We start from the raw sequence: 23,510 nt of genomic DNA, 5'->3' as shown, positions 1-23,510 counted from the left end.
CACAATGGAAAAGGTTGTCATTGTTGATGCGATTCGCACCCCAATGGGCCGTTCAAAAGGCGGTGCCTTCCGTAACGTGCGTGCTGAGGATCTCTCAGCGCACCTGATGCGTAGCCTGCTGGCGCGTAATCCGGCGCTGGACCCGGCTGCGCTCGACGATATCTACTGGGGCTGTGTGCAACAGACACTTGAGCAGGGCTTCAACATTGCCCGTAATGCGTCACTGCTGGCGGAGATCCCGCATTCGGTGCCGGCAGTGACCGTCAACCGTCTGTGCGGTTCCTCAATGCAGGCGCTGCATGATGCGGCGCGTATGATCATGACCGGCGATGCCCAGGCCTGCCTGGTCGGCGGCGTGGAACACATGGGCCATGTGCCAATGAGCCACGGGGTCGATTTCCACCCTGGCATGAGTCGTAACGTGGCGAAAGCCGCAGGCATGATGGGACTGACCGCCGAAATGCTGTCCCGTCTGCACGGCATCAGCCGTGAAATGCAGGATACCTTTGCCGCGCGTTCTCATGCTCGCGCATGGGCCGCCACGCAATCCGGCGCGTTTAAGAATGAGATCATCCCGACCGGCGGCCACGACGCTGACGGCGTTCTGAAACAGTTCAGCTACGACGAAGTGATCCGTCCAGAAACCACCGTTGAAGCGCTGTCCACACTGCGTCCGGCGTTTGACCCGGTTACCGGCACGGTTACAGCAGGGACCTCGTCAGCGCTGTCTGACGGAGCGGCCGCGATGCTGGTTATGAGCGAAAGCCGCGCCCGCGAGCTGGGGTTAACGCCACGCGCTCGGGTACGTTCGATGGCGGTTGTAGGATGCGATCCTTCAATCATGGGCTACGGCCCGGTTCCGGCCTCGAAGCTGGCGCTGAAAAAAGCGGGATTGACCACCAGCGATATCGACCTGTTTGAGATGAATGAAGCGTTCGCCGCGCAGATCCTGCCGTGCATCAAAGATCTTGGGCTGATGGAGCAGATCGACGAGAAGATTAACCTCAACGGCGGCGCGATCGCCCTCGGTCACCCGCTGGGCTGCTCCGGGGCGCGTATTAGCACAACGCTGATTAACCTGATGGAACGCAAAGATGCGCAGTTTGGTCTGGCAACGATGTGTATTGGGTTGGGTCAGGGTATCGCGACGGTGTTTGAGAGAGTGTAAGGCGATAACGTAGGCCCGATAAGCATCGCGCCATCGGGCTTTTGCCGGGAGGCGCTGCGCTTTCCCGGCCTACGAGAGGTACCTCACCGCAAGTGACGCCATTGGCGAAGAGAGACAGTTTAGTTGCCGTTCTTCCCGCCTGTCAGGGGCGGGTTTTTTATTTAGATAAACGCAAACGCATCGCCAAACAGACGATCTTCACGTGCATCACGTTCGTTACAGAACAGGTCACGGGCAATTTTCGCCATCTCAAAGCGGCCCGCGATATAGATGTCGTGCCCTGCCAGCGTGCCATGATCCTGCAGTACCGCCGTCAGCACCGTCCCGCTACGCCCACGCCAGCCCTCTTCCGGCTGCTCAACCACCGGCTCAACACGCAGGTTGGGATGGTTAACGCTCAGCGCTTCCAGCTCAGAGAGGTCGTAGAGATGTTTCTCTTCGCGGCCACCCCAGTAAATGGTGATATCACGGTCTGGATTACGGGCCAGTGCGGTCAACAGAATAGAGCGCACATACGAGAAGCCTGTGCCACCAGCGATCAGAATCAGTGGACGGTCTTCGTCATCGCGCAGCCACGCTTCACCGTGTGGAATATCCACTACGATTTCGCGTTCCTTCAGGATCCGATCCATCACCGCCATCGCATACAGGTTAAGCTCTGACGCACCAATATGAAGCTCAATAAATTCCTGCTCCGCTGGCGTTGAGGCCATAGAGAAAGGACGCTTATCACGTTCATCCATCACGACCATCAGGTACTGACCAGCACGGAAAGAGAATGCCGCTTCAGGCACTAAACGGACGCGATATACGGTGTCGGTGATAGCATCTACCGAGGTCACTTTACAGCTTAAGGTTGTCATTCGCTCTCTCTGTCGGGAAGTCTATAGGGCTTAACGGTCAGCCTGCGGTTTACCGTTACTCATTATGGCCAGTTCGTCCCAGATCGCGTCAATTCGCGCGGTCACAGCAGGATCTTTCTTGATCGGGCGACCCCATTCACGGTCGGTTTCGCCAGGCCATTTATTTGTGGCATCCAGTCCCATTTTTGAGCCAAGACCGGAAACCGGCGAGGCAAAATCCAGATAATCTATCGGCGTGTTTTCCACTAACACCGTGTCGCGTGCCGGATCCATTCGCGTGGTAATGGCCCAGATAACATCATTCCAGTCGCGGGCGTTAACGTCATCATCGCAGACAATCACAAATTTGGTATACATAAACTGGCGCAGGAAAGACCATACGCCCATCATCACCCGTTTCGCGTGGCCAGGATACTGCTTCTTCATTGTGACCACCGCCAGGCGATACGAGCATCCTTCAGGCGGCAAATAGAAATCAACAATTTCCGGGAACTGCTTTTGCAGGATCGGCACAAACACTTCATTCAGCGCCACGCCCAGCACTGCGGGTTCGTCCGGTGGACGTCCGGTATAGGTGGAGTGATAAATCGCATCTTCACGCTGGGTAATGTGCGTGACGGTAAACACCGGGAAGTTATCCACTTCGTTATAATAGCCCGTGTGGTCACCGTACGGGCCTTCGGGTGCCAGCTCGCCCTGTTCAATGTAACCTTCCAGGACAATCTCTGCACTCGCGGGCACTTCGAGGTCGTTAGAGATACACTTCACGACTTCCGTTTTGGTGCCACGCAGCAGTCCTGCGAAGGCATATTCCGACAGCGTATCCGGCACTGGCGTGACCGCGCCCAGAATGGTGGCGGGGTCGGCACCTAACGCAACAGAGACCGGAAAACGCTCGCCCGGGTGCGCAGCGCACCACTCCTGGAAATCCAGCGCGCCACCGCGATGCGACAGCCAGCGCATAATGAGCTTATTCTTGCCAATCAGCTGCTGGCGGTAAATACCCAGATTTTGACGCTCTTTGTGTGGCCCGCGTGTGACGGTGAGCCCCCAGGTGATGAGTGGCGCAGCATCTTCAGGCCAGCACTGCATGATCGGGATTTTGGTCAGATCAACCGCATCGCCTTCCAGCACTTTCTGCTGGCATGGCGCGCCGCGAAGGCGTTTGGTTGGCATGTTCAGTACCTGCTTAAACTGCGGCAGTTTATCGAACAGATCGCGGAAGCCTTTCGGTGGCTCCGGCTCTTTCAGAAACGCGAGAAGTTTACCTACTTCACGTAACGCGGTGACGTCCTCTTGCCCCATGCCCAACGCCACACGCCGAGGTGTCCCAAACAGGTTGCACAGCACCGGCATTGAATAACCTTTCGGGTTTTCAAACAGAAGCGCCGGACCACCGGCACGCAGGGTGCGGTCAGCAATTTCTGTCATTTCCAGATAAGGATCGACAGGAAGCGTAATGCGTTTGAGTTCGCCCTGCTTTTCCAGCAGCGTCAGGAAGTCGCGGAGATCGTGGTATTTCATGCAGTTAATCATGGCCTCTCTGTAAGCGCTTCATTATACGGCGTAAGCCTGCGTGATGCTGTAATTTTGTTAAATTAGCGTGAACTTCTGCATCCTGTTCCCATTTCGGCCATTATAATCAACTTAGCGATCCCGCCAGGGTTTTGATATGCTTGCGCCCGAAACTAAGGGAAAGAGTGATTATGCAGGCCTGGTATTTACTGTATTGCAAACGCGGGCAGCTTCAGCGCGCGCAGGAACATTTAGAACGTCAGTCTGTAAATTGCCTGACACCCGTGATCACGCTTGAAAAAATGCAGCGCGGGAAGCGCACAACCGTCAGTGAGCCGCTATTTCCGAACTATTTGTTCGTGGAATTCGACCCGGAAGTGATCCACACCACTACCATCAGTGCCACGCGTGGCGTCAGCCATTTTGTCCGTTTTGGTGCGCACCCGGCAACGGTGCCGTCGACGGTGATCCATCAGCTTTCGGTTTATCAACAACCTGACGATATTACCGACCCGGAAACCCCGTACGCGGGAGACAGTGTTGTCATCACCGAAGGTGCCTTCGAAGGCCTGCAGGCAATTTTCGCCGAGCCGGACGGTGAAGCACGCTCTATGCTGTTGCTCAATCTGCTTAATAAGCAGGTGCTGCAAAGCGTGAAAAACACCGACTTCCGCAAAGTTTAAAAATCAATGCCAAACAGGCGACGCACGTTGTCATCCGTCAGCGCAGATAACCCATGCGGATCTTCTCCGCGCCACTGCGCCACGCTCGTCAAAATATGCCCCAGACAGGCCGGTTCGTTACGTCGCGATGCCGGCTTAGGTTTCATATCACGCGGCAATAAATAAGGCGCATCGGTTTCGAGAAGCAGCCGGTCGGCCGGGATCGCCGGCAACAGTTCGCGAAGCGTGAGCCCGCGACGTTCATCGCATACCCAGCCGGTAATCCCCAGATAAAGCCCACGATCCAGACAGTCCAGCGCCTCCTGACGAGTACCGGTAAAGCAGTGCAGCACTGCGCCAGGCAGTTTATCCAGCCAGGGGTCCAGCAGCGCGAGGAAGCGCTCATGCGCGTCACGACAGTGCATAAACACCGGCATTTCAAGCTCGGCCGCCAGGGCGAGTTGCGCCGTAAACGCGTTTTCCTGTTCGGCAGGGGTGGAAAAATTGCGGTTGAAATCGAGGCCACATTCACCGATGGCCACCACTTCGGATGTTTTCGCCAGCCTGTGAATGATTTCAGCACTCTCCGAGGTCCACTGGCTACTGTCGTGAGGATGCACGCCCGCGGTAGACCAGCAGCGATCGTAGCGTTGAGCCAGCTGTCGCGCCTGCTCGCTTTCATGCAGATTGGTGCCTGTCAGCAGCAGGCCTTTTACGCCAGCGGCAAATGCACGCGCCACCACGTCGTCACGATCTTTCGCAAACTGCGAACTGGTCAGGTTGAGTCCGATATCAAACATGCAGATCCCCATATGACAACCGCCCTGACGGGCGGCTGGTTTTACTCTTCACTGCTCTTTTCAGAGACGTCGTCTTCGTCCTCTGATCGACGCCCTTTCCCCACATAGAAACGTGAGAAGAAGACGCCAACCTCAAACAGGCAATACATCGGTATGGCCAGCAGCGTTTGCGAGAAGACATCGGGCGGCGTCAGCAGCATGCCGACCACAAATGCGCCGACCAGGATATACGGACGCTTCTTACGCAGGTCATCCGGGGTTGTCACCCCTACCCAACAAAGCAGCACAATCGCTACCGGCACTTCGAACGCCACGCCGAACGCCATAAACAGCGCCATCACAAAGCTGAGATAGCTGGCGATATCGGTCGACACCTGTACCCCTTCCGGCGCGGTATGCGTCAGGAAGCCGAAGGCCAGCGGGAAGACCACGAAATAGGCAAACGCCATGCCGATATAGAACAGCAGCGAGCTGGAGACCAGCAGCGGGATCACCAGTTTGCGTTCATGCTTATACAAGGCCGGCGCCACAAACGCCCAGACCTGGTAAAGAATGACCGGAGCAGAAGCAATCAACGATACCCAGAACGTGAGCTTAATGGGCGTGAAGAACGGCGAAGCAACGTCCGTCGCGATCATCGTCGCGCCCAGCGGCATCTGCTTTATCAGCGGCGCAGAGACAACCTGGTAGATATCGTTGGCGAAATAAACCAGGCATAAGAAAATAACGAAAACCGCAATAATGCAGTTTAACAGGCGCTTACGCAGCTCTATGAGGTGCGTAATGAGCGGTTGAGTATCATCTACTGCCATGTTTACGCTTTATCACTCGACGAGGGGGATGATTCGGTAACAGGCGCGGCGGGCTTTGCCTCAGCCGCTTTGACCACAGGGTCTTCCGGCTGCGCCTGTTTTTTCAGTTCAGGTTCCTGCGGCGTATGTTCAGGCGCGGTGGCCTGATGCTCCGCGCTGGCAGGCGTTACGCCCTCGCGCTGCGCTTCACTGTTCTTCACCACCGGGTTGTGAATGGTGTTTGCTTCATCGCTCGCTTTTTCAGGATCGTTGACGCTGTAGGAGCGCTTCATGGATTCTGCCGCTTCGCGCAGTTCATCCATTGAAGCTTTCAGTTCCGGCGTCAGGTTATCCATGCTCGCCTTCTCAACCTTTTTCAGGCTTTCCTGAAATTCCTGCAGCTTAAGCTCCTGCGCCAGCTCGTTCTGTACGGTAGTCGCCAGCGAACGAAGCGCACGCACCCACCCCGCAACCGTTTTTACTGCAACGGGTAAACGCTGCGGACCCAGCACAATCAGGCCAATCACAAAGACCAGCAGCAGTTCACCAAAACCAATGTCGAACACGACTTATACCTGCTCTTTATCGTGGCGTTTAGCGTCTTCCTTTTTGGCATCTTCTTGCTTGTCGGAGATGGACTTAGCAGTGAAATCAGCATCCTGGCTGGTTTTATCCTGCTTGTTCTCATCATCGCTCATCGCTTTTTTGAAGCCTTTGATAGACGCGCCCAGATCGGAACCGATAGAACCGAGCTTTTTGGTGCCAAACAGCAGCACGACGATGACGGCAATAATTAACAATTGCCAGATACTGATACCACCCATACAAATTCCTCAGTGATAGATGATTAATTAGTCAGGCCGCATTATACGTACGCAGCCTGGTGATAGCGACGACTGTTCAGCGCGTCTTTCTCCAGCCAACGAACCAGACCACTATTCCGGCGGCCATCAGCCAGGCGGGCGCCATCTGCCAGTCCGGACGGTTGATTAACAACAACGTACCACTTAGCAGCAGTGTTGCGCCAATACCAAACAGATAGCGAGACTGGCCCTGACGCACACGATTCGACTGAAGCTCGTGGGCGATTTTATCCATGCTGAGTTGCAGGTTCTTGCTCTGACGCAAACTGTCATACACCAGTTCAGGAAGCTCCGGCATTTTTTCAACCCAGAACGGGGCTTTATCTTTGAACGCACGTACCAGTGCCGGAATGCCAACCTGATCTTTAATCCAGGATTCCAGGAAAGGTTTCGCCGTCTTCCACAAGTCTAACTGAGGATAGAGCTGTCGACCTACACCTTCAACGTAAAGTAATGTTTTCTGGAGTAAAACAAGCTGTGGCTGCACTTCCATGTTGAAGCGGCGAGCGGTGTTAAACAGATTCAGTAGCACGTGACCGAACGAGATTTCCGCCAGCGGTTTTTCAAAAATCGGTTCGCAGACGGTACGGATGGCAAACTCGAACTCTTCGACATTGGTATCCGGCGGAACCCATCCTGAATCGACGTGCAGTTCGGCCACCTTACGGTAGTCGCGGTTAAAGAAGGCGATAAAATTCTCCGCCAGATAACGCTTATCTTCTTTATTCAGCGAACCGACAATACCGCAGTCAATGCCGATATATTGCGGGTCATCCGGATGCTCATAGCTCACAAAGATATTGCCCGGATGCATGTCTGCGTGGAAAAAGCTGTCGCGGAAGACCTGGGTAAAGAAGACTTGTACACCACGTTCGGCCAACAGTTTCATGTTCGTTCCCTGCTTCTCCAGGGCCACGACATCCGAGACAGGAATACCGTAAATACGCTCCATAACCATCATGTTCTGGCTGCAGTAGTCAGAATAGACTTCAGGGACATACAGCATCGGGCTGTTTTCAAAATTGCGACGCAGCTGGATGGCGTTTGCCGACTCGCGCAGCAGGTTCAGTTCATCGATTAGCGTTTTTTCGTATTCCCGTACCACCTCCAGCGGGCGCAGGCGGCGTCCGTCAGGGAGCAGACGTGGAACCCAGCGCGCCAGACGATAGATAAGCTTCATGTCCGCTTTGATGATCGGCAGGATATCCGGGCGGATAACTTTGATAACGACTTCTTTGCCATTCTCTTTCAGACGTGCGGTATGCACCTGGGCAATGGAGGCAGAAGCCAAAGGCTGAATGTCGAAATCGTCGAACCAGGTCTCAACAGGAATATTGCCCATCGCCTCTTCGATCTGTTTTTTCGCGCGCACGCCGTCAAACGGGGCCACGCGATCCTGCAGCAGCGCCAGCTGATCGGCAATCTGTGGCGGGAAAAGATCGCGACGGGTAGAGAGCATTTGCCCGAACTTAATCCATACCGGGCCCAGCTCCTGTAGCGCCAGACGCAGGCGTTCACCCAGCGGCTGACCTTTATGGCGATTAGGCATCCAGAACAACATCCGCCGCCAGATACGAAGCGGCAGCGTGATACGCATTTTGGGGATAAGCTCGTCGAGCCCGTAACTCAAAAAGGTGTGGACGATAAAATAGAGGCGCCGAATTTCACCAGGCGTCATTTGCCCTCCAGTTTTTCCAGCCGTTTGGTTAACGCATCAACCGCACGTTCAACAGCCGCGGTCTCTTCCGCGAACCAGGCCACTTCCAGCGGTCCGGGGGCCATACGCCACTCTTCGGTCAGCACTTCTGCCGCATAGCGCTGCTGACGTTGCAGGCTTTTACGCAGGAACGCGGTACCGCCATGCAGGGCTTTGCCGATCCCTTCCGCTGCAATGTCGCCAATAAAAGGCGCAAGCAGCTCTGCCGGGTCGAACTCAGCCAGATCGCTGAGCGCAACGAAATTTTGTACGACCTGTATGTCGCCTTCCACTTCCAGCTCACCGCTACGGATCAGCGCCGTCAGCTGCTGGCGGTCACGCAGTTTTGGCAGCACGCTCATGTGCGTGATAACAGAGCAGTCGGCTTCTCCTTCCCACTCCCCCAGAACGTCAAGCTGGCGTTCGCTGAAGACCAGCACAAGCGGCGTCGAGAACTCTTTTAAAACGATGCGTAATACCTTCCCATTAAGCCGCTGACGCGCGGCTTTTAGCGCCGGCGCACGATAGAGGAAGGCATTCAGTACATTCTCGATGCCTGCGGTGACTAAGGGTTTAAAGGGCACGGGACACCTCCACTCAGAACTTATAACCGCGATGCAGTGCGACGACACCCGCCGTCATGTTGAAATACTCAACGTTTTCAAACGCCGCGTCCTGCATCATGGCCTTCAGAGTGTCCTGATCCGGATGCATGCGAATGGATTCCGCCAGATAGCGGTAGCTTTCTGCGTCGTTTGCCACCAGCTCGCCGATACGCGGCAGAACGTGGAATGAATAGGCGTCGTAGGCTTTGCTCAGCGGCTCGATAATCGGTTTGGAGAACTCAAGCACCAGCAGACGTCCGCCCGGTTTCAGCACGCGATACATTGAGCGCAACGCTTTTTCTTTATCAGTAACGTTACGCAGGCCAAACGAGATGGTGATGCAGTCAAAGGTGTTGTCCGGGAACGGCAGCGCTTCGGCGTTTGCCTGCACATACTCAACATTCCCCACCACGCCGATGTTACGCAGCTTCTCGCGTCCCATTTTCAGCATGGAGTCATTGATGTCGGCCAGAACGACACGCCCGGTTTCACCCACCAGACGGGAGAACTTCGCGGTCAAATCGCCAGTACCACCGGCAAGATCCAGTACCGTTTGTCCACGACGTACACCGCTACAGTCGATGGTGAAGCGCTTCCACAAGCGATGAATGCCGAATGACATCAAGTCATTCATCACATCGTACTTCGCCGCCACGGAATGAAATACGTGGGCCACCATGTCAGCTTTCTGCGCTTTGGCGACAGTCTGAAAGCCAAAGTGCGTCGTGTCTTGTGAATCGTCAACCATCTCAGAGCCTGCTTATCAGTAAAATGTTCGTGAAGTGTAACAGATTGGGCGCGTTTGCCCTACGTTTCAACCACCACGTAAGAAACGCGCCAGATGCGGGTCTGGCGATAACTCTGCCGCTAACTCGTTGTCTTCACTGTCTCTCTTTTGTTCATCAGCGCCTTCCCGCAGGCGAAACTCTTCGTCCTGTGCCGTGGCTTGTTCAACCAGTTCCGGATTAATCTCGCGTTTAACCTCTACCCCCAGTCCGCGGAAGGCTTCGGCTTGCGCCAGCAGATTGCCACGCCCGGAGGCGAGTTTTTTCATCGCCTGGCGGTAGTTGTCCTGCGCGCGGTCCAGGCTTTGCCCGACCGAGGACATATCATCCACAAAGAGGCGCATTTTGTCGTACAGCTTGCTGGCGCGATCGGCAATCTGCTGCGCGTTGCGGCTCTGATGTTCATAGCGCCACAGGTTGGCAATGGTGCGTAACGCCACCAGCAGCGTGGTGGGACTGACCAGCATAATGTTGTTTTTCAGCGCTTCAGTTATCAGTTCGGGCTGTCTGTCGAGTGCCAGCAGAAACGCGGGCTCTACCGGGATAAACATCAGGACATAGTCAAGTGAGCGCAGCCCCGGCAGCTGCTGGTAGTCTTTTCTGCCCAGCAGACGAATATGGTTCCGCACGGAGGCAATGTGCTCCTGTAGCGCCGATTCGCGGATGTAGTCATCCTCCGCGTTGAAGTAACGCTCATAGGCCACCAGCGTCATTTTGGCGTCAATCACCACATCCTTGCCCTGCGGCAAACGCACGATGACATCCGGCTGCATTCGCGAGCGGGCGTCGTTTTCGATGCTGACCTGAGTTTCGTATTCATACCCTTCACGCAGACCAGAAGCTTCCAGCACCCGGGTGAGGACGACTTCACCCCAGTTACCCTGCGTTTTGTTATCCCCTTTCAGGGCACGGGTCAGGTTGACCGCCTCCTGCGCCATTTGCGCATTCAGCTGCTGCAGATTACGAATTTCATGTGCCAGGGTGTGGCGCTCACGGGCCTCCTGACCAAAGCTGTCCTGCACCTGACGACGGAAACCGTCCAGTTGCTCACGCAGAGGCGTCAGGAGACTGTTCAGACTCTGGCGGTTTTGTTCATCAACGCGGCGGTTGCTGTGTTCAAAAATGCGGTTTGCGAGGTTCTCAAACTGTTCGCTGAGACGCTGCTCGCTGTTGATCATCTGGCGGATTTTATCTTCCGCATGCAGTTGAGTGGATTCAAGGCGGGTCGTTACTTCACGGAGATCGGCTTCCAGTGAAGTGTTGATATCACGCAGATTGCGCAGTTCGTTGTTGAGTAACTCGCACTCGTCTCGCCAGTGTTCACTCAACGCAAGTTGCTGTTTTGCCCCGCTTAGCTCGGCGACTATCTCTTCACGCTCTGCCAGCTGGTCGGCCTTTTGCTGCGCGTGCTGATAGCTGGAAATCAGCCAGCCTATCGCCACGCCCGCCAGCGCAATCACCGCGTAAATCAGGATTGAGAGATCCACAATGCCCCCTGCATCAACGTATTACCGCACAAAATAAGATTGTGCTGTATAAACGTCCAGTTTGAAAGGGTTTTCCTGCGAGGCGCTACGCAAAAAATAAAGGCCGAACGTGTCGGCCTTTGGTTGCAATAGAGGGAACTAGATCAGACGACGCGCGGCTTCAACCACGATTTTCACCGCATGACTTTCGGTCTGCTTCATGGTTTCGGCGTTCGGGATCTCCTGCTGGGTACGGTTGACGATAACGCCCGCCACCATACCGGCACGCAGACCCTGGCTTGCGCACATGGTCAGCAGCGTTGCGGATTCCATCTCATAGTTCATCACGCCCATAGACTGCCACTCTTCCATAGAACCTTTAAAACGGCTCACCACACGGCCAGAGAAGGTGTCGTAACGCTCCTGGCCTGGGTAGAAGGTATCGGAAGAGGCGGTTACGCCCACGTGCGTGGTGGCGCCAACGGATTTCGCCGCTTCAACCAGCGCCGTCGTACATTCGAAATCGGCAACCGCCGGGAACTCCATCGGTGCAAAGTGCAGGCTTGCGCCATCCAGGCGCACGGACGCGGTCGTGACCAGCACGTCGCCGACGTTAATATGTGGCTGAATAGCGCCAGTGGTACCGATACGCAGGAAAGTACGGATGCCCAGCTGCGCCAGCTCTTCAACGGCAATGGAGGTAGACGGGCCACCGATACCGGTAGAGCACACAATCACGGCCTTACCATCCAGCTCTGCACGCCAGGTGGTGAATTCACGATGGGCTGCCAGCTTAACCGGCTTATCCATCAGCGCGGCGATCTTTTCCACACGCTCAGGATCGCCCGGGACGATAGCGAGCGTAGCCCCTTGTAAATCGTTTTTGGTGAGGCCGAGATGAAAAACATCAGACTTAGACATAGGTGACTCCTCTGTGGGTCGGTTAGTCAGAAGAAGTAAAACGGTACTTTACAGAAGCAATACGCATAATTTCGTGACACATCTCACCATGAATGAAAATGATTGCAGTAAATTTCCATAAAAAAGTGATTTACATCACATTAACAAGTTATATCGTGGCGTGCTGCACAAAAGATAGACCGTTTAAGGCACTGTGGGTTGTTAACCTGGTGTCTATATTTACCTTTGCGCTAACTCATTGGTACGGAGAATGCCATGACTGAAAAAACCGGTTTTGCACCTGCTGCGGCCCCGCATGCCTCGACCATCGTCTCAACGCCTGAAGACGCCATCACGGCGGGAGAGACCTCCATTCCCTCGCAGGGGGAGAATATGCCTGCTTACCACGCGCGACCAAAATCGGCTGACGGTCCGCTGCCGATCGTGATTGTGGTTCAGGAAATTTTCGGCGTTCACGAACATATTCGCGACCTCTGCCGCCGACTGGCGCTGGAAGGTTATCTGGCCGTTGCGCCAGAGCTCTATTTCCGTCAGGGCGATCCGAATGACTACAGCGACATCCCAACGCTTTTGAGCAACCTGGTCAGCAAAGTGCCGGATGCACAGGTGCTGGCCGATCTGGATCATGTTGCCAGCTGGGCGGCGCGTAACGGCGGTGATGCGCATCGCCTGATGATAACGGGTTTCTGCTGGGGGGGACGTATTAGCTGGCTGTATGCCGCACACAATCCGCAACTGAAAGCTGCCGTGGCCTGGTACGGTAAACTGGTAGGCGAAAAAACGCTGAACTCGCCAAAACATCCGGTTGATATCGCCACAGACTTAAATGCCCCGGTGCTGGGACTGTACGGTGGTCAGGACACGGGTATTCCACTCGATACAGTAGAGACTATGCGTCATGCGCTACGCGCGGCGAATGCGAAGGCGGAGATTGTGGTCTATCCGGATGCCGGGCATGCGTTTAACGCCGATTATCGTCCGAGCTATCACGCAGAATCTGCGAAAGATGGCTGGCAGAGAATGCTGGCGTGGTTTAGCCAGTATGGCGGGAAGAAAGCGTAAACATTAAAGCCCGGTGGCGGCGATGCCTTACCGGGCCTACATAACGGGAGCAACGAACGTCTTATCCCTGACGCAAATTCTGCGCCGCCTGCACCATGTTCGCCAGCGCCGCGCGGGTTTCAGGCCAGCCGCGGGTTTTCAGACCGCAGTCCGGGTTCACCCACAGACGCTCTGCCGGAATGCGCCGGGCGGCTTTCTTCAGCAGGGCTTCGATCCACTCCACGCTCGGCACGTTCGGGGAGTGAATGTCATACACACCCGGCCCGATTTCGTTCGGGTAGTCGAACTCTTCGAACGACTCCAGCAGCTCCATATCTGAACGCGAGGTTTCAATGGTGATCACGTCGGCGTCCAGTGCGGCGATCGAATCCATGATGTCGTTAAATTCGCAGTAACACATATGAGTGTGGATCTGCGTGTCATCCTTCGCCACTGCGGCGTTGATGCGGAATGCTTCCACACCCCACTGCAGATAGGCATCCCAGTCGCTACGACGCAGCGGAAGCCCTTCACGCAGGGCCGGTTCATCAATCTGGATGATGCCAATGCCCGCCGCTTCCAGATCCGCCACTTCATCACGCAGCGCCAGCGCAATTTGCTTCGCGATCGTTTCGCGGCTGACGTCCTCACGCGGGAAGGACCAGCAAAGAATGGTCACCGGACCGGTCAACATGCCTTTTACCGGCTTGTCAGTCAGGGACTGGGCATATTTAGCCCATTCGACGGTGATCGGGTGCGGACGGCTGACGTCACCGATCACCACCGGTGGTTTTACACAGCGGGAGCCGTAGCTCTGTACCCAGCCGTTTTGGGTAAAGACAAAACCGTCCAGATGTTCACCGAAGTACTCCACCATGTCGTTACGCTCTGCCTCCCCGTGAACCAGCACGTCCAGACCTAAGCGCTCCTGCTCCACAATCGCCTGTTTGATATGTTCCGCGATGCCGGTGCGGTAGTTGGCCGCATCAAGGTTGCCCTTTTTGAAGTCCAGACGAAGACCGCGGATCTCGGTAGTTTGCGGGAAGGAACCGATGGTGGTGGTTGGCCATGCAGGTAAGTTGAAACGGGCACGCTGGGCTTCAGCACGCACTTCATACGGGCTTTGACGCTGGCTGTCCTGCGCGGTGATGGCCGCCAGGCGTTTTTCCACCGCCGGGTTGTGAACGCGAGCCGAGTGACGGCGCGCCTGAATCGGGGCGCTCCATTCGGTAATCGCCGCCGTGTCACCGCTGTTCAGGGCATCACGCAGCAGAGCCAGCTCTTCACATTTTTGCAGCGCAAAGGCGAACCAGCTCTTCACTTCCGCATCCAGACGGGTTTCTACGCTGAGATCGATCGGGCTGTGCAGCAGGGAGCAGGAAGAGGCAACCCACAATTCACGTTTGCCGACGATATCCTTAATCTGCGCATATTTCTCTGTCAGATCGGCGCGCCAGACGTTACGACCATTCACCAGACCGGCAGAAAGCAGCCAGTCCGCTGGCAGGCGTTTATGCAGTTCTGCGACATTATCTTTGCCGTGCACCAGGTCAACGTGCAGGCCCTGCACCGGCAATCTGGTGATGGTGCCGAGGTTCGGCGTCACACCTTCAAAGTAGGTGGTAAGCAACAGCTTCACCTGCCCGGTGAGTGCATCGTAAGCCGGTTTGAAAGCCTCAAGCCATGCTTGTGGCAGTTCGAGCACCAGCGCTGGCTCGTCAATTTGCACCCACTGAATACCGCGTTTGCCCAGCTCAATCAGCACCTGTTTGTAGACCGGCAGAATGTCCTTCAGCAGGCTCAGACGATCGAACGGCTCGCCTTTGACTTTCCCCAACCACAGGTAGGTCACAGGCCCCAGCAGCACCGGTTTCACCTGATGCCCCAGCGCCAGCGCTTCGTCCACTTCATCCAGTAACTGGGTCCAGGTCAGTTTGAACTGCTGCCCTTTAACAAATTCCGGCACCATATAGTGATAGTTGGTGTTAAACCACTTGGTCATTTCCGCCGCTGCCGCTGGCTCACCGGTTGGCGCACGGCCGCGTCCGATGCGGAACAGCGTGTCGATATCTACCGATCCATCGTTGTTCTGATGACGAGCCGGTACGTTGCCAAGCAGCAGGCTGGTCGTCAGAACATGGTCGTACCAGGCGAAATCGCCCACCGGCAGCAGGTCTACCCCCGCCTGTTTTTGCTGCTCCCAGTGGCGGGCACGCAGTTCGCGGCCCACTGCCAGCAGCTCTTCACGCGTGGTGTTTCCTGCCCAGTAGCTTTCTTGTGCTTTTTTTAGCTCGCGACGCAGGCCAACGCGAGGGAAACCGAGAGTGTGATTGCGGATTGTCATGTCATGCCCCTTGTGAAATTCGTTATTTAGACGTCCAGATGTTTACACTTCTATAATTGGCAGGTACTGTATATTCCTCAAGCGCAAAATGTTCATGGCGAAGTGAAGGACTTTCATGATCGAGATAAAACACCTGAAAACGCTACAAGCGTTGCGAAACTGCGGTTCTCTCGCGGCGGCGGCGGCCTCACTGCACCAGACTCAGTCCGCCCTTTCTCACCAGTTCAGCGATCTGGAACAACGTCTCGGCTTTCGTCTGTTTGTGCGTAAGAGCCAGCCGCTGCGCTTTACCCCGCAGGGCGAGATCCTCCTGCAACTGGCTAATCAGGTGCTGCCGCAGATTGCCAGCGCGCTTCAGTCCTGTAATGAGCCGCAGCAGACTAAATTGCGTATCGCCATTGAGTGCCACAGCTGTATTCAGTGGTTAACTCCCGCGCTTGAGAACTTCCGCCAGAAGTGGCCGCAGGTGGAGATGGACTTTACCTCCGGCGTGACGTTTGACCCGCAGCCGTCTCTCCAGCAGGGCGAGCTGGATCTGGTCATGACATCAGACATCCTGCCACGTAGTGGCCTGCACTATTCACCGATGTTCGATTATGAGGTGCGCCTGGTGCTGGCGCCGGATCATCCGCTGGCCAGCAAGACGCGTATCACCCCGGAAGACCTGGCGACTGAGACACTGCTGATATACCCGGTGCAGCGCAGTCGCCTGGACATCTGGCGCCATTTCCTGCAGCCAGCGGGTATCAGCCCACAGCTGAAAAGCGTGGATAATACGTTGCTGTTGATTCAGATGGTGGCCGCCAGAATGGGCATCGCGGCGCTGCCGCATTGGGTGGTGGAGAGTTTTGAACGCCAGGGCCTGGTGGTCACCAAAACCCTGGGTGAAGGACTGTGGAGCCGGCTGTACGCCGCCGTGCGCGATGGCGAGCAGCGTCAGCCGATTACGGAAGCGTTTATTCGCTCAACGCGGAACCACGCGTGCGACCATCTTCCGTTTGTGCGGAGCGCGGAGCGACCCAACGCCGATGTACCCACAGCGAAGCCAGGATCACCGCTCCCCCAATAAGGAAACTTGGCCAGTGTGGCTGTTGCTGCCAGATGGCAAGATTAACCAGCAGCCCCGCGGGTACATGCACATTGTTCATGATCCCCAGCGTACCGGCGTCTACCTGTGTAGCGCCGTAGTTCCACATGAAGTACCCCAGCCCCGAGGCCACCACGCCCAGCCAGACCAGAATGCCCCACTGCACGGAGGTGGTAGGTAGCTTTTGCGGGTTACCCAGCATAAACCACGCCGCGACCGCAACCACTGCCGCCCCCAGATAGAACCAGGCAAAGGCGTTGTGCTGCGGCATCGGGCGGGTTTCCATCAGGCGCTTGTAGCCCACCATGCCGATGGCGAAGCTGATGTTTGCTAACTGCACGAACATCAGGCCGGTCCAGAAGTGATCGCTCACTTTATCGTAGCGAATAATCGCCGCGCCAATCACCGCCAGCGCCGCGCTCAACAGATAGCCCCAACGCAGACGACGCCTGCTGAGCAGGTCGTAAATCAGCGTGATGTAGAGCGGCGTCAGCACCGTAAAGAGCAGGAACTCCGAAACGGACAAGTAGATATACGCCCGAAAGCTGAACAGATACATGATGCCGAGCTGCATCGCCCCCACCAGCATATAGAGCAGAATGGTTTTCAGTGATTGTCCGCGCATCCGCAAAAAGGGCAGGAACACCAGCGCCGCCAGCCCCACGCGCATCAGCACCGAGAAATAGCTATCGACCGAACCGGCAAGGTATTCGCCAATCAGGCTAAAGGAGAAGGCCCACAGGATAGTGGTGATAATGAGTAGCGCCACAATGCTTGTCTCTCAGAAAGAAGGAGAGGCATTGTAGCGAACTCTTTAGTTGACAACTGAGCGATAAATAATCAAATGAAGATTATTCAAGGAACAGCTTGCGCAGATATTTCGGTACCGCGTTGTCTGCGTTAGTGCCGATCACTTCCAGCTCCGGGTGCAGGTCTTTCAGGCGCTGGTGCGCGTTCTGCATGATGCAGCCTTTACCCGCCATCGAGAGCATCTCAGCATCGTTCATGCCATCACCAAAGGCGATACAGTCTTTCAGCTCAAAGCCCATGCGTTTGGCTACCGCTTCCAAGGCGTGACCTTTGGAGACACCCCCCGCCATCACTTCCAGGCAGGTCAGCGTGGAGAAGCTTACGTTGACGCGGTCGCCCCAACGGGCGTTGATCGCCTGCTCCAGCGGCAGCAGTTCTTCGTGACTTTCGCAGGTAAAGAAGACTTTGCTGATCCCTTCCGGCTCCAGCAGACCTGGCTCATACAGGGAGTAGTTAAACACCGCTTCTTTGAAGAAACGCATCTCTTCCGGGCGATGACGGTTCATGAACCAGTCATCATCGCGGTAAACGTTCGTGACGATAGCCGGATTATTGTGCACCACACCGAACAGATCGGCGGCAATATCGCGATCCAGGTTGTGGGTAAAGATCAGATTGCCATCGGTGTCGTGCACGCGCGCACCGTTGGAGGTGATCATGTACGATTTGATCTCCAGGTTATCGCGGATCTGCCCCACGTCCACGTGGTGGCGCCCGGTGGCAAACACAAAGTTCACGCCGCGGGCAGTCAGCAGTTTTAACGTCTCTTTCGCGTAAGGCGACAGGGTGTGGTCGGGGGAAAGCAGCGTGCCATCTAAGTCAGATGCAACAACCTGGTACATAGGGAAATTTAACCTCAATAAAAAATCAGTTATGCCTGTCGAAAAATTCAACAATGGCGTTGAGCGCGACTGAGCGCATAGCGTCCTTTTCGAAAAGGATCTCATGGTACGCGCCGTTGATGACCAGTGGTTTACCCCCTTCACAGGGGTGACCCGCGGCAGCGCGCAATTCACAAAAACGGTCGTGCATGCGGTTATCCACCACACGCTCTTCTTCTGCCTGGATCAGCAGCGTCGGCGTATCATCACAACCAACCCCTGCCAGAACCTGTTCACCGGCAAGAATGCCCTCCCGTACCCAATGATACGTTGGGCCACCTACGCGCAGGCGCGGTTCATCGGCATAAAAACGCAGGTTACGTCGATACCGTTGCCGGCTATGGGTCAGCACGTTCAGAGCAAACGGCAATGCGCGCCAGCGCCCCGTCCCGATGGCGTACCCTTCACGAATGCGCTGATGGCCCTCAGCCCAGTCAAGGATATGGCGCACCATCCAGTCAGGAAAACGCATGACGATGCCATACATCGGCGCGGTGAGCGCAATGGCATCGCACTGGTGCTCATAACGTTGTAAAAACAGCGTTGAAATCGCGCCGCCCATCGAGTGCGCCAGAATATAGCGCTTACGCCACGGTCCAGGCTCGACTTCCTGCTGCCAGAATGCGGCAAGATCGTCGACATAATCGCTGAAGTTATCCACATGACCGCGATGGGTGTCGGATAACATACGCCCGGACAGTCCCTGCCCGCGGTGGTCGATAATCAACACGTCGAAGCCCAGATGGAACAGGTCATAGGCCAGTTCAGCGTATTTAATGTAGCTCTCAATACGACCGGGACAGACCACGATGACCCTATCGTTTTTTACATCACGGAAACGAACAAAGCGTACCGGGATATTCCCGACGCCTGTAAACTCATCTTCCTCACGCTGGCGCCAGAAATCGGTCAGCGGCCCCATGGAGAAAGCAGCAAATGCGTTTTCTCGTGTTTCCCAGTCCTTTTTCTGCTGCAACATCGGGTTTCCACCCCCCGTAATTCAGGGAATATCGTTTTTTTCGTAACCGGTCACAAAATGACTCAACAATAGCGTATTGTGGCATAAAAACAGACGATTCGGGAGTTTCAAATGACCTTTGAGTGGTGGTTCGCTTACCTGCTGACATCCATCATCCTCAGCCTTTCACCGGGTTCGGGCGCAATTAATACCATGACAACCTCCATTAACCACGGTTATCGCGGGGCGGTGGCGTCTATTGCCGGTTTGCAGGCTGGGCTGGGTATTCACATTGTGCTGGTCGGTATTGGTCTGGGGACGTTGTTCTCCCGCTCGGTGCTGGCGTTTGAAGTGCTGAAATGGGCCGGTGCGGCGTATCTGATTTGGCTCGGCATTCAGCAGTGGCGCGCAGCAGGCTCGATTGACCTGAACACCCTCGCCCGGACGCAAACGCGCGGTCGCCTGTTTAAGCGGGCGGTGTTTGTGAATCTGACCAACCCCAAAAGCATCGTTTTTCTGGCCGCCCTGTTCCCACAGTTTATCGTCCCGCATCAGCCGCAGGTAATGCAGTACGTAGTCCTGGGCGTGACCACCATTGTTGTCGATATTATTGTGATGATTGGCTACGCGACGCTGGCGCAGCGAATTGCGGCATGGATTAAAGGGCCTAAACAGATGAAGGCCCTGAATAAAGTCTTTGGTTCGCTGTTTATGCTGGTTGGCGCGCTGCTTGCGTCAGCGCGTCACGCTTAGCGAGAAATAATAAGATGAATACCAAAGCCGGCGAACAGCGCGCCGGCGAAGCCGTCAATCCACTTCGCGATGCGCTGATAGCCACGGCGCATCGCCGGTAAGGCAAACAGGCTGGCAACAACGGTGAACCACGCAAACGTCTCAACCACGATCAGCAGGAAGATCCCCCAGCGCGCACCCGCCCCCACGCTGTCGCCCACGAACAGGGAGAAGACAGAGCCGAAATAGATAATCGCTTTCGGGTTCGCCAGGTTGGTCAGCAGCCCTTTCACAAAGCTACGGCCGCCCGTAGCCAGCTCGACCTTCGGCTCTTGCGGCTTTTTCTCTTCTTTCTTCAGCGCCCCGCGCAGCATCTGGTAGCCCATCCAGCACAGGTACAGGCCACCACCGACCATAATGATGTTATGCAGCCAGGCCATCTTCGCCAGAATCAGGTTCAGACCGAGCAGTGCGACTGCCGCCCAGACCATGACGCCCATGGTAATACCGAGCACGCCCATCATCGCCTCTTTGCGGGAGCGGCTGACGGCGGTTTGTGACACGAAGAAAAAGTCAGGGCCTGGGCTCATCAGCGCAACGATGTGCACTAACGCCACGGTAAGAAATAGCATTAACATAATTAGCTCGCGGGGAAATAATTCAGTGAGTCATCATCCTGGCACTTTTTTGCCCGGCTGACTACTCCTCATCATCACCATCGGCATGTGAACGGATGAGCGCCATGAACGCTTTACCAAAGCGCTCCAGCTTGCGCGTACCGACGCCGTTGACGCTGAGCATTTCGCTGGCGCTGAGCGGCATTTGCTCGGCCATCTCGATCAGCGTCGCGTCGTTGAAGACCACATATGGCGGAATGTTCTCTTCATCAGCAATCGCTTTACGCAGCTTGCGCAGTTTGGCAAACAGCTTGCGATCGTAGTTACCGCCGTAAGATTTTTGCATCACCCGCGGTTTCAGGGCGACAACGCGCGGCACGGCGAGCTTGAGTTCAACATCCCCGCGCAGTACCGGACGCGCAGCTTCGGTGAGCTGAAGCGCGGAGTGCTGGGCGATGTTCTGTGTGGCAAAGCCGAGGTGAATCAACTGGCGAATAATGCTGACCCAATGCTCGTGGCTCTGGTCCTTACCAATACCGTAGACGGGCAGCTTATCGTGGCCCATGTCGCGGATACGCTGGTTATTGGCGCCACGTAACACTTCCACCACATAGCCCATCCCGAAGCGCTGGTTCACACGGTAAATGGTCGAGAGCGCCTTACGCGCGTCCATCAGGCCATCGTACTGCTTCGGCGGGTCGAGACAGATATCGCAGTTGCCGCACGGCTCCTGACGCCCCTCACCAAAGTAGTTGAGCAGCACCAGACGGCGGCAGGTTTGCGCTTCAGCAAACGCACCCATGGCGTTGAGCTTGTGACGCTCGATATCCTGCAGCTGTCCCTGCGGTTTCTCTTCCAGACAGCGGCGCAGCCACGCCATATCGGCCGGATCGTAAAACAGCATCGCTTCCGCAGGCAGGCCATCACGTCCGGCGCGGCCGGTTTCCTGATAGTAGGATTCGATATTTCGTGGAATATCGAAGTGCACCACAAAGCGGACGTTGGGCTTGTTAATGCCCATCCCGAATGCCACCGTCGCCACCACAATCTGCAGATCATCGCGCTGGAATTTTTCCTGCACGTCGGCGCGGATATGGTTTTCTAACCCGGCATGATAGGCCGCCGCGCTAAAGCCGCGGTTTTGCAGACGCGCAGCGGTGTCTTCCACCTTCGCGCGGCTGTTACAGTAAATGATGCCTGACTTGCCGCGCTGCTCCTGCACATAACGCAGAAGCTGATCCAGCGGCTTGAACTTTTCCATCAGCATATAGCGGATGTTCGGGCGGTCGAAACTGCTGACCTGGATAAGCGGGTCGTTCAGCCCCAGCAGGCGGACGATATCCAGCCGCGTGGTGTCATCTGCCGTGGCGGTCAGCGCCATAAACGGCAGTTCGGGGAAGCGCTGGCGAAGCTGGCCAAGTGCGGCATATTCCGGGCGGAAGTCGTGGCCCCATTGCGAAATACAGTGCGCTTCATCAACGGCCAGCAGAACGGGATTCCAGTGCGCCAGATGGTCGATGAAGTTATCCAGCATCAGACGTTCTGGCGCGATATACAGCAAGCGAATCTGTCCGGTACGGCAACCGGCCATCACCTCTTGCTGCTGCTCGCGGGTTTGCGTGGAGTTAAGACAGGCCGCTGCCACGCCGTTGGCGAGCAGTTGGTCAACCTGGTCTTTCATCAGAGAAATCAGCGGCGATACCACGACCGTCAGGCCATTAAGTACCAGTGCAGGCACCTGATAGCAGAGCGATTTACCGCCACCGGTCGGCATTACCACCAGGCAATCACGACCTTCCAGCACGGTTTCAATGATGGTTTCCTGGCCAGGACGGAATTGCTGATAGCCAAAGGTTTCATGCAAAACCTGTTTAGCCAGCGATTCCTGATTCAATACTTCCGCCTGCGCCACGTTAACCCCATATGCCAGAAATGAAACAGGCGCTATTTTCAGCGCCTGAGAGAGAAACTTCAACGATTAACGCAAAAACATTCGAGCAACCTAGAAAATATCGTTCAGCATTACGCCCACACCCACGCGGGTCTGGTTGAAGTTGTAATCGATGAGCGACTCGCCGTAACCGCTGTAGACCTGGGTATAAATACGCACGTGTTTGGTCATCGGGTAGCTTAAGCCCACTTCTGCGCCACCGTAACCGGTGTTCCAGTTGTACTGGCCCCTGGCGCTCAGTACCGCATCACCCAACTGATAACCAATTTTGAGCTGATAGTAGCCCATATATTTGGTGATATCCGGGTTGTCATCGGTGCTGCCCACCACGTACCACGGCTTCACTTCCACCATCAAATTACCATTCTGCGCCATCAGGCGCGTATAGGCGCGGTTCCAGCTACGTGAGGTGGGATCGGAACGGCCGTTGGAGTCATGGTTGAAGCCCACTTCAACGTCACGCAATGTCCAGCCTGCAAACTCATAATCCGTTGCGAAACCCAGAAACAGCTGTGGCTCATAGTTGGTTTCACGGAACGGTGAAGATTCACCGCTGTTGGAAAGCTGCCACCAGGATTTCTGCGTATAAGACGCCCCGAGTACCGAATTCGGCCCCAGAATGCCGCGCCAGAATGGGAACGCGAGGCTGAGCTGATACTTCACCTCATCTTTACGCGCATTCTCAGCCCAGTCATAGGAGCGAATCGCCTCTTTGTTGAGATCGCTGGTCCAGGTGTAAAGCACATAGTTGGTGTCGTACGGGTAGAGCGTGAACGGATTATCATGCTCCTGCAGCAGGTTAGCGATAATGCTACCGCGAACAGCTGGCGTATCGTGCACTTCTTTGACTGTCGCTTCCTGTGCATATGCTGTGAGGGGCAGTGCAACCGCTGCCAGTAACCAGGCCAGATACGTCCGCATCGGTGGTGATCTCCTGCAAAGTGTTAAAAGACT

General features: G+C 55.7%; 23 protein-coding genes. 5 read left to right on the top strand and 18 right to left on the bottom strand.

The window, feature by feature from the left end; genetic code table 11:
* The first annotated feature begins 4 nt into the window (after positions 1-4).
* Complete coding sequence (gene fadA, locus NQ842_RS01910) at positions 5-1,168, top strand: acetyl-CoA C-acyltransferase FadA (protein ID WP_025757514.1); 1,164 nt, start codon at positions 5-7, stop codon at positions 1,166-1,168.
* 161 nt (positions 1,169-1,329) lie between these two features.
* Here fadA and fre read toward each other — a convergent pair whose 3' ends face one another.
* Positions 1,330-2,031 carry an NAD(P)H-flavin reductase gene (fre, locus tag NQ842_RS01905; RefSeq protein ID WP_014833689.1) on the bottom strand — a complete coding sequence of 234 codons (702 nt, stop codon included), beginning with the start codon at positions 2,029-2,031 and terminating at the stop codon, positions 1,330-1,332.
* 30 nt (positions 2,032-2,061) lie between these two features.
* Positions 2,062-3,567, bottom strand: coding sequence for a 4-hydroxy-3-polyprenylbenzoate decarboxylase (gene ubiD, locus NQ842_RS01900; protein WP_014833690.1), 1,506 nt, complete (start codon positions 3,565-3,567; stop codon positions 2,062-2,064).
* 170 nt (positions 3,568-3,737) lie between these two features.
* Between ubiD and rfaH the strand changes: the two genes are divergently transcribed.
* Positions 3,738-4,229, top strand: a complete 492-nt coding sequence (gene rfaH / locus NQ842_RS01895) for a transcription/translation regulatory transformer protein RfaH (protein ID WP_046889423.1) — start codon at positions 3,738-3,740, stop codon at positions 4,227-4,229.
* On the opposite strand, the gene tatD is transcribed toward rfaH, so the two are convergent.
* The 9 genes from tatD to udp form a co-directional block, all read right to left on the bottom strand.
* Entirely contained in the window at positions 4,226-5,008 is a 783-nt protein-coding gene (gene tatD, locus NQ842_RS01890) for a 3'-5' ssDNA/RNA exonuclease TatD (RefSeq protein ID WP_096928768.1), read from the bottom strand. The two genes, rfaH and tatD, sit on opposite strands and share 4 nt — an antisense overlap.
* A gap of 41 nt (positions 5,009-5,049) precedes the next feature.
* On the bottom strand, positions 5,050-5,820 hold the full coding sequence (gene tatC / locus NQ842_RS01885; RefSeq protein ID WP_096928769.1) for a Sec-independent protein translocase subunit TatC: 771 nt from the start codon (positions 5,818-5,820) through the stop codon (positions 5,050-5,052).
* A 2-nt stretch (positions 5,821-5,822) separates the two neighbouring features.
* Complete coding sequence (gene tatB / locus NQ842_RS01880; protein ID WP_046889422.1) at positions 5,823-6,365, bottom strand: Sec-independent protein translocase protein TatB; 543 nt, start codon at positions 6,363-6,365, stop codon at positions 5,823-5,825.
* Between the two features lie 3 nt (positions 6,366-6,368).
* Positions 6,369-6,623 (bottom strand): Sec-independent protein translocase subunit TatA, encoded by a 255-nt coding sequence (gene tatA / locus NQ842_RS01875; RefSeq protein WP_014833694.1) that lies wholly within the window; start codon positions 6,621-6,623, stop codon positions 6,369-6,371.
* Positions 6,624-6,699: 76 nt separating this feature from the next.
* Positions 6,700-8,340, bottom strand: a complete 1,641-nt coding sequence (gene ubiB / locus NQ842_RS01870) for a ubiquinone biosynthesis regulatory protein kinase UbiB (RefSeq protein WP_014833695.1) — start codon at positions 8,338-8,340, stop codon at positions 6,700-6,702.
* Positions 8,337-8,942 carry a ubiquinone biosynthesis protein UbiJ gene (gene ubiJ / locus NQ842_RS01865; protein ID WP_046889421.1) on the bottom strand — a complete coding sequence of 202 codons (606 nt, stop codon included), beginning with the start codon at positions 8,940-8,942 and terminating at the stop codon, positions 8,337-8,339. The genes ubiB and ubiJ overlap by 4 nt, the downstream gene beginning before the upstream one ends.
* A 13-nt stretch (positions 8,943-8,955) precedes the next feature.
* Entirely contained in the window at positions 8,956-9,711 is a 756-nt protein-coding gene (gene ubiE / locus NQ842_RS01860; protein ID WP_013099241.1) for a bifunctional demethylmenaquinone methyltransferase/2-methoxy-6-polyprenyl-1,4-benzoquinol methylase UbiE, read from the bottom strand.
* A gap of 66 nt (positions 9,712-9,777) precedes the next feature.
* The gene (rmuC, locus tag NQ842_RS01855; protein WP_257256446.1) at positions 9,778-11,235 is read right to left on the bottom strand and encodes a DNA recombination protein RmuC; all 1,458 of its coding nucleotides are present in this window, start codon (positions 11,233-11,235) and stop codon (positions 9,778-9,780) included.
* 138 nt (positions 11,236-11,373) lie between these two features.
* Positions 11,374-12,135: a uridine phosphorylase gene (gene udp, locus NQ842_RS01850; RefSeq protein ID WP_003860792.1), complete on the bottom strand. Its 762-nt coding sequence runs from the start codon at positions 12,133-12,135 to the stop codon at positions 11,374-11,376.
* Between the two features lie 255 nt (positions 12,136-12,390).
* Here udp and NQ842_RS01845 point away from each other — a divergent pair, with 255 nt between their 5' ends.
* The gene (locus tag NQ842_RS01845; protein ID WP_046889419.1) at positions 12,391-13,197 is read left to right on the top strand and encodes a dienelactone hydrolase family protein; all 807 of its coding nucleotides are present in this window, start codon (positions 12,391-12,393) and stop codon (positions 13,195-13,197) included.
* A 61-nt stretch (positions 13,198-13,258) separates the two neighbouring features.
* Here NQ842_RS01845 and metE read toward each other — a convergent pair whose 3' ends face one another.
* A complete protein-coding gene (gene metE / locus NQ842_RS01840) occupies positions 13,259-15,520 on the bottom strand; it encodes a 5-methyltetrahydropteroyltriglutamate--homocysteine S-methyltransferase (protein WP_096928770.1) in 2,262 nt (753 codons plus the stop codon).
* 115 nt (positions 15,521-15,635) lie between these two features.
* Between metE and metR the strand changes: the two genes are divergently transcribed.
* Complete coding sequence (gene metR / locus NQ842_RS01835; protein WP_014833699.1) at positions 15,636-16,589, top strand: HTH-type transcriptional regulator MetR; 954 nt, start codon at positions 15,636-15,638, stop codon at positions 16,587-16,589.
* On the opposite strand, the gene NQ842_RS01830 is transcribed toward metR, so the two are convergent.
* From NQ842_RS01830 to pldB, 3 genes are all read right to left on the bottom strand, one after another.
* Positions 16,477-17,376, bottom strand: a complete 900-nt coding sequence (locus NQ842_RS01830) for a carboxylate/amino acid/amine transporter (RefSeq protein ID WP_014833700.1) — start codon at positions 17,374-17,376, stop codon at positions 16,477-16,479. The two genes, metR and NQ842_RS01830, sit on opposite strands and share 113 nt — an antisense overlap.
* An 82-nt stretch (positions 17,377-17,458) precedes the next feature.
* Positions 17,459-18,259, bottom strand: a complete 801-nt coding sequence (gene yigL / locus NQ842_RS01825; protein ID WP_047360241.1) for a sugar/pyridoxal phosphate phosphatase YigL — start codon at positions 18,257-18,259, stop codon at positions 17,459-17,461.
* 25 nt (positions 18,260-18,284) lie between these two features.
* Complete coding sequence (pldB, locus tag NQ842_RS01820) at positions 18,285-19,277, bottom strand: lysophospholipase L2 (protein WP_014833701.1); 993 nt, start codon at positions 19,275-19,277, stop codon at positions 18,285-18,287.
* A gap of 111 nt (positions 19,278-19,388) precedes the next feature.
* On the opposite strand from pldB, the gene rhtB reads away from it, so the two are divergent.
* On the top strand, positions 19,389-20,009 hold the full coding sequence (gene rhtB / locus NQ842_RS01815; protein WP_014833702.1) for a homoserine/homoserine lactone efflux protein: 621 nt from the start codon (positions 19,389-19,391) through the stop codon (positions 20,007-20,009).
* On the opposite strand, the gene rhtC is transcribed toward rhtB, so the two are convergent.
* From rhtC to pldA, 3 genes are all read right to left on the bottom strand, one after another.
* The gene (gene rhtC / locus NQ842_RS01810) at positions 20,006-20,626 is read right to left on the bottom strand and encodes a threonine export protein RhtC (RefSeq protein ID WP_014833703.1); all 621 of its coding nucleotides are present in this window, start codon (positions 20,624-20,626) and stop codon (positions 20,006-20,008) included. The genes rhtB and rhtC overlap by 4 nt on opposite strands.
* A gap of 61 nt (positions 20,627-20,687) precedes the next feature.
* Complete coding sequence (gene recQ / locus NQ842_RS01805; protein ID WP_257256445.1) at positions 20,688-22,517, bottom strand: ATP-dependent DNA helicase RecQ; 1,830 nt, start codon at positions 22,515-22,517, stop codon at positions 20,688-20,690.
* 90 nt (positions 22,518-22,607) lie between these two features.
* A complete protein-coding gene (gene pldA / locus NQ842_RS01800; protein ID WP_014833705.1) occupies positions 22,608-23,477 on the bottom strand; it encodes a phospholipase A in 870 nt (289 codons plus the stop codon).
* Positions 23,478-23,510 lie beyond the last annotated feature (33 nt).

The organism is Enterobacter cloacae complex sp. R_G8, assembly GCF_024599795.1.
In the GTDB taxonomy this organism is placed as follows: Bacteria; Pseudomonadota; Gammaproteobacteria; order Enterobacterales; family Enterobacteriaceae; genus Enterobacter; species Enterobacter dissolvens.
Note: the sequence above shows the minus strand (reverse complement) of the source record. Positions and strands in the feature narration are given on the sequence as shown.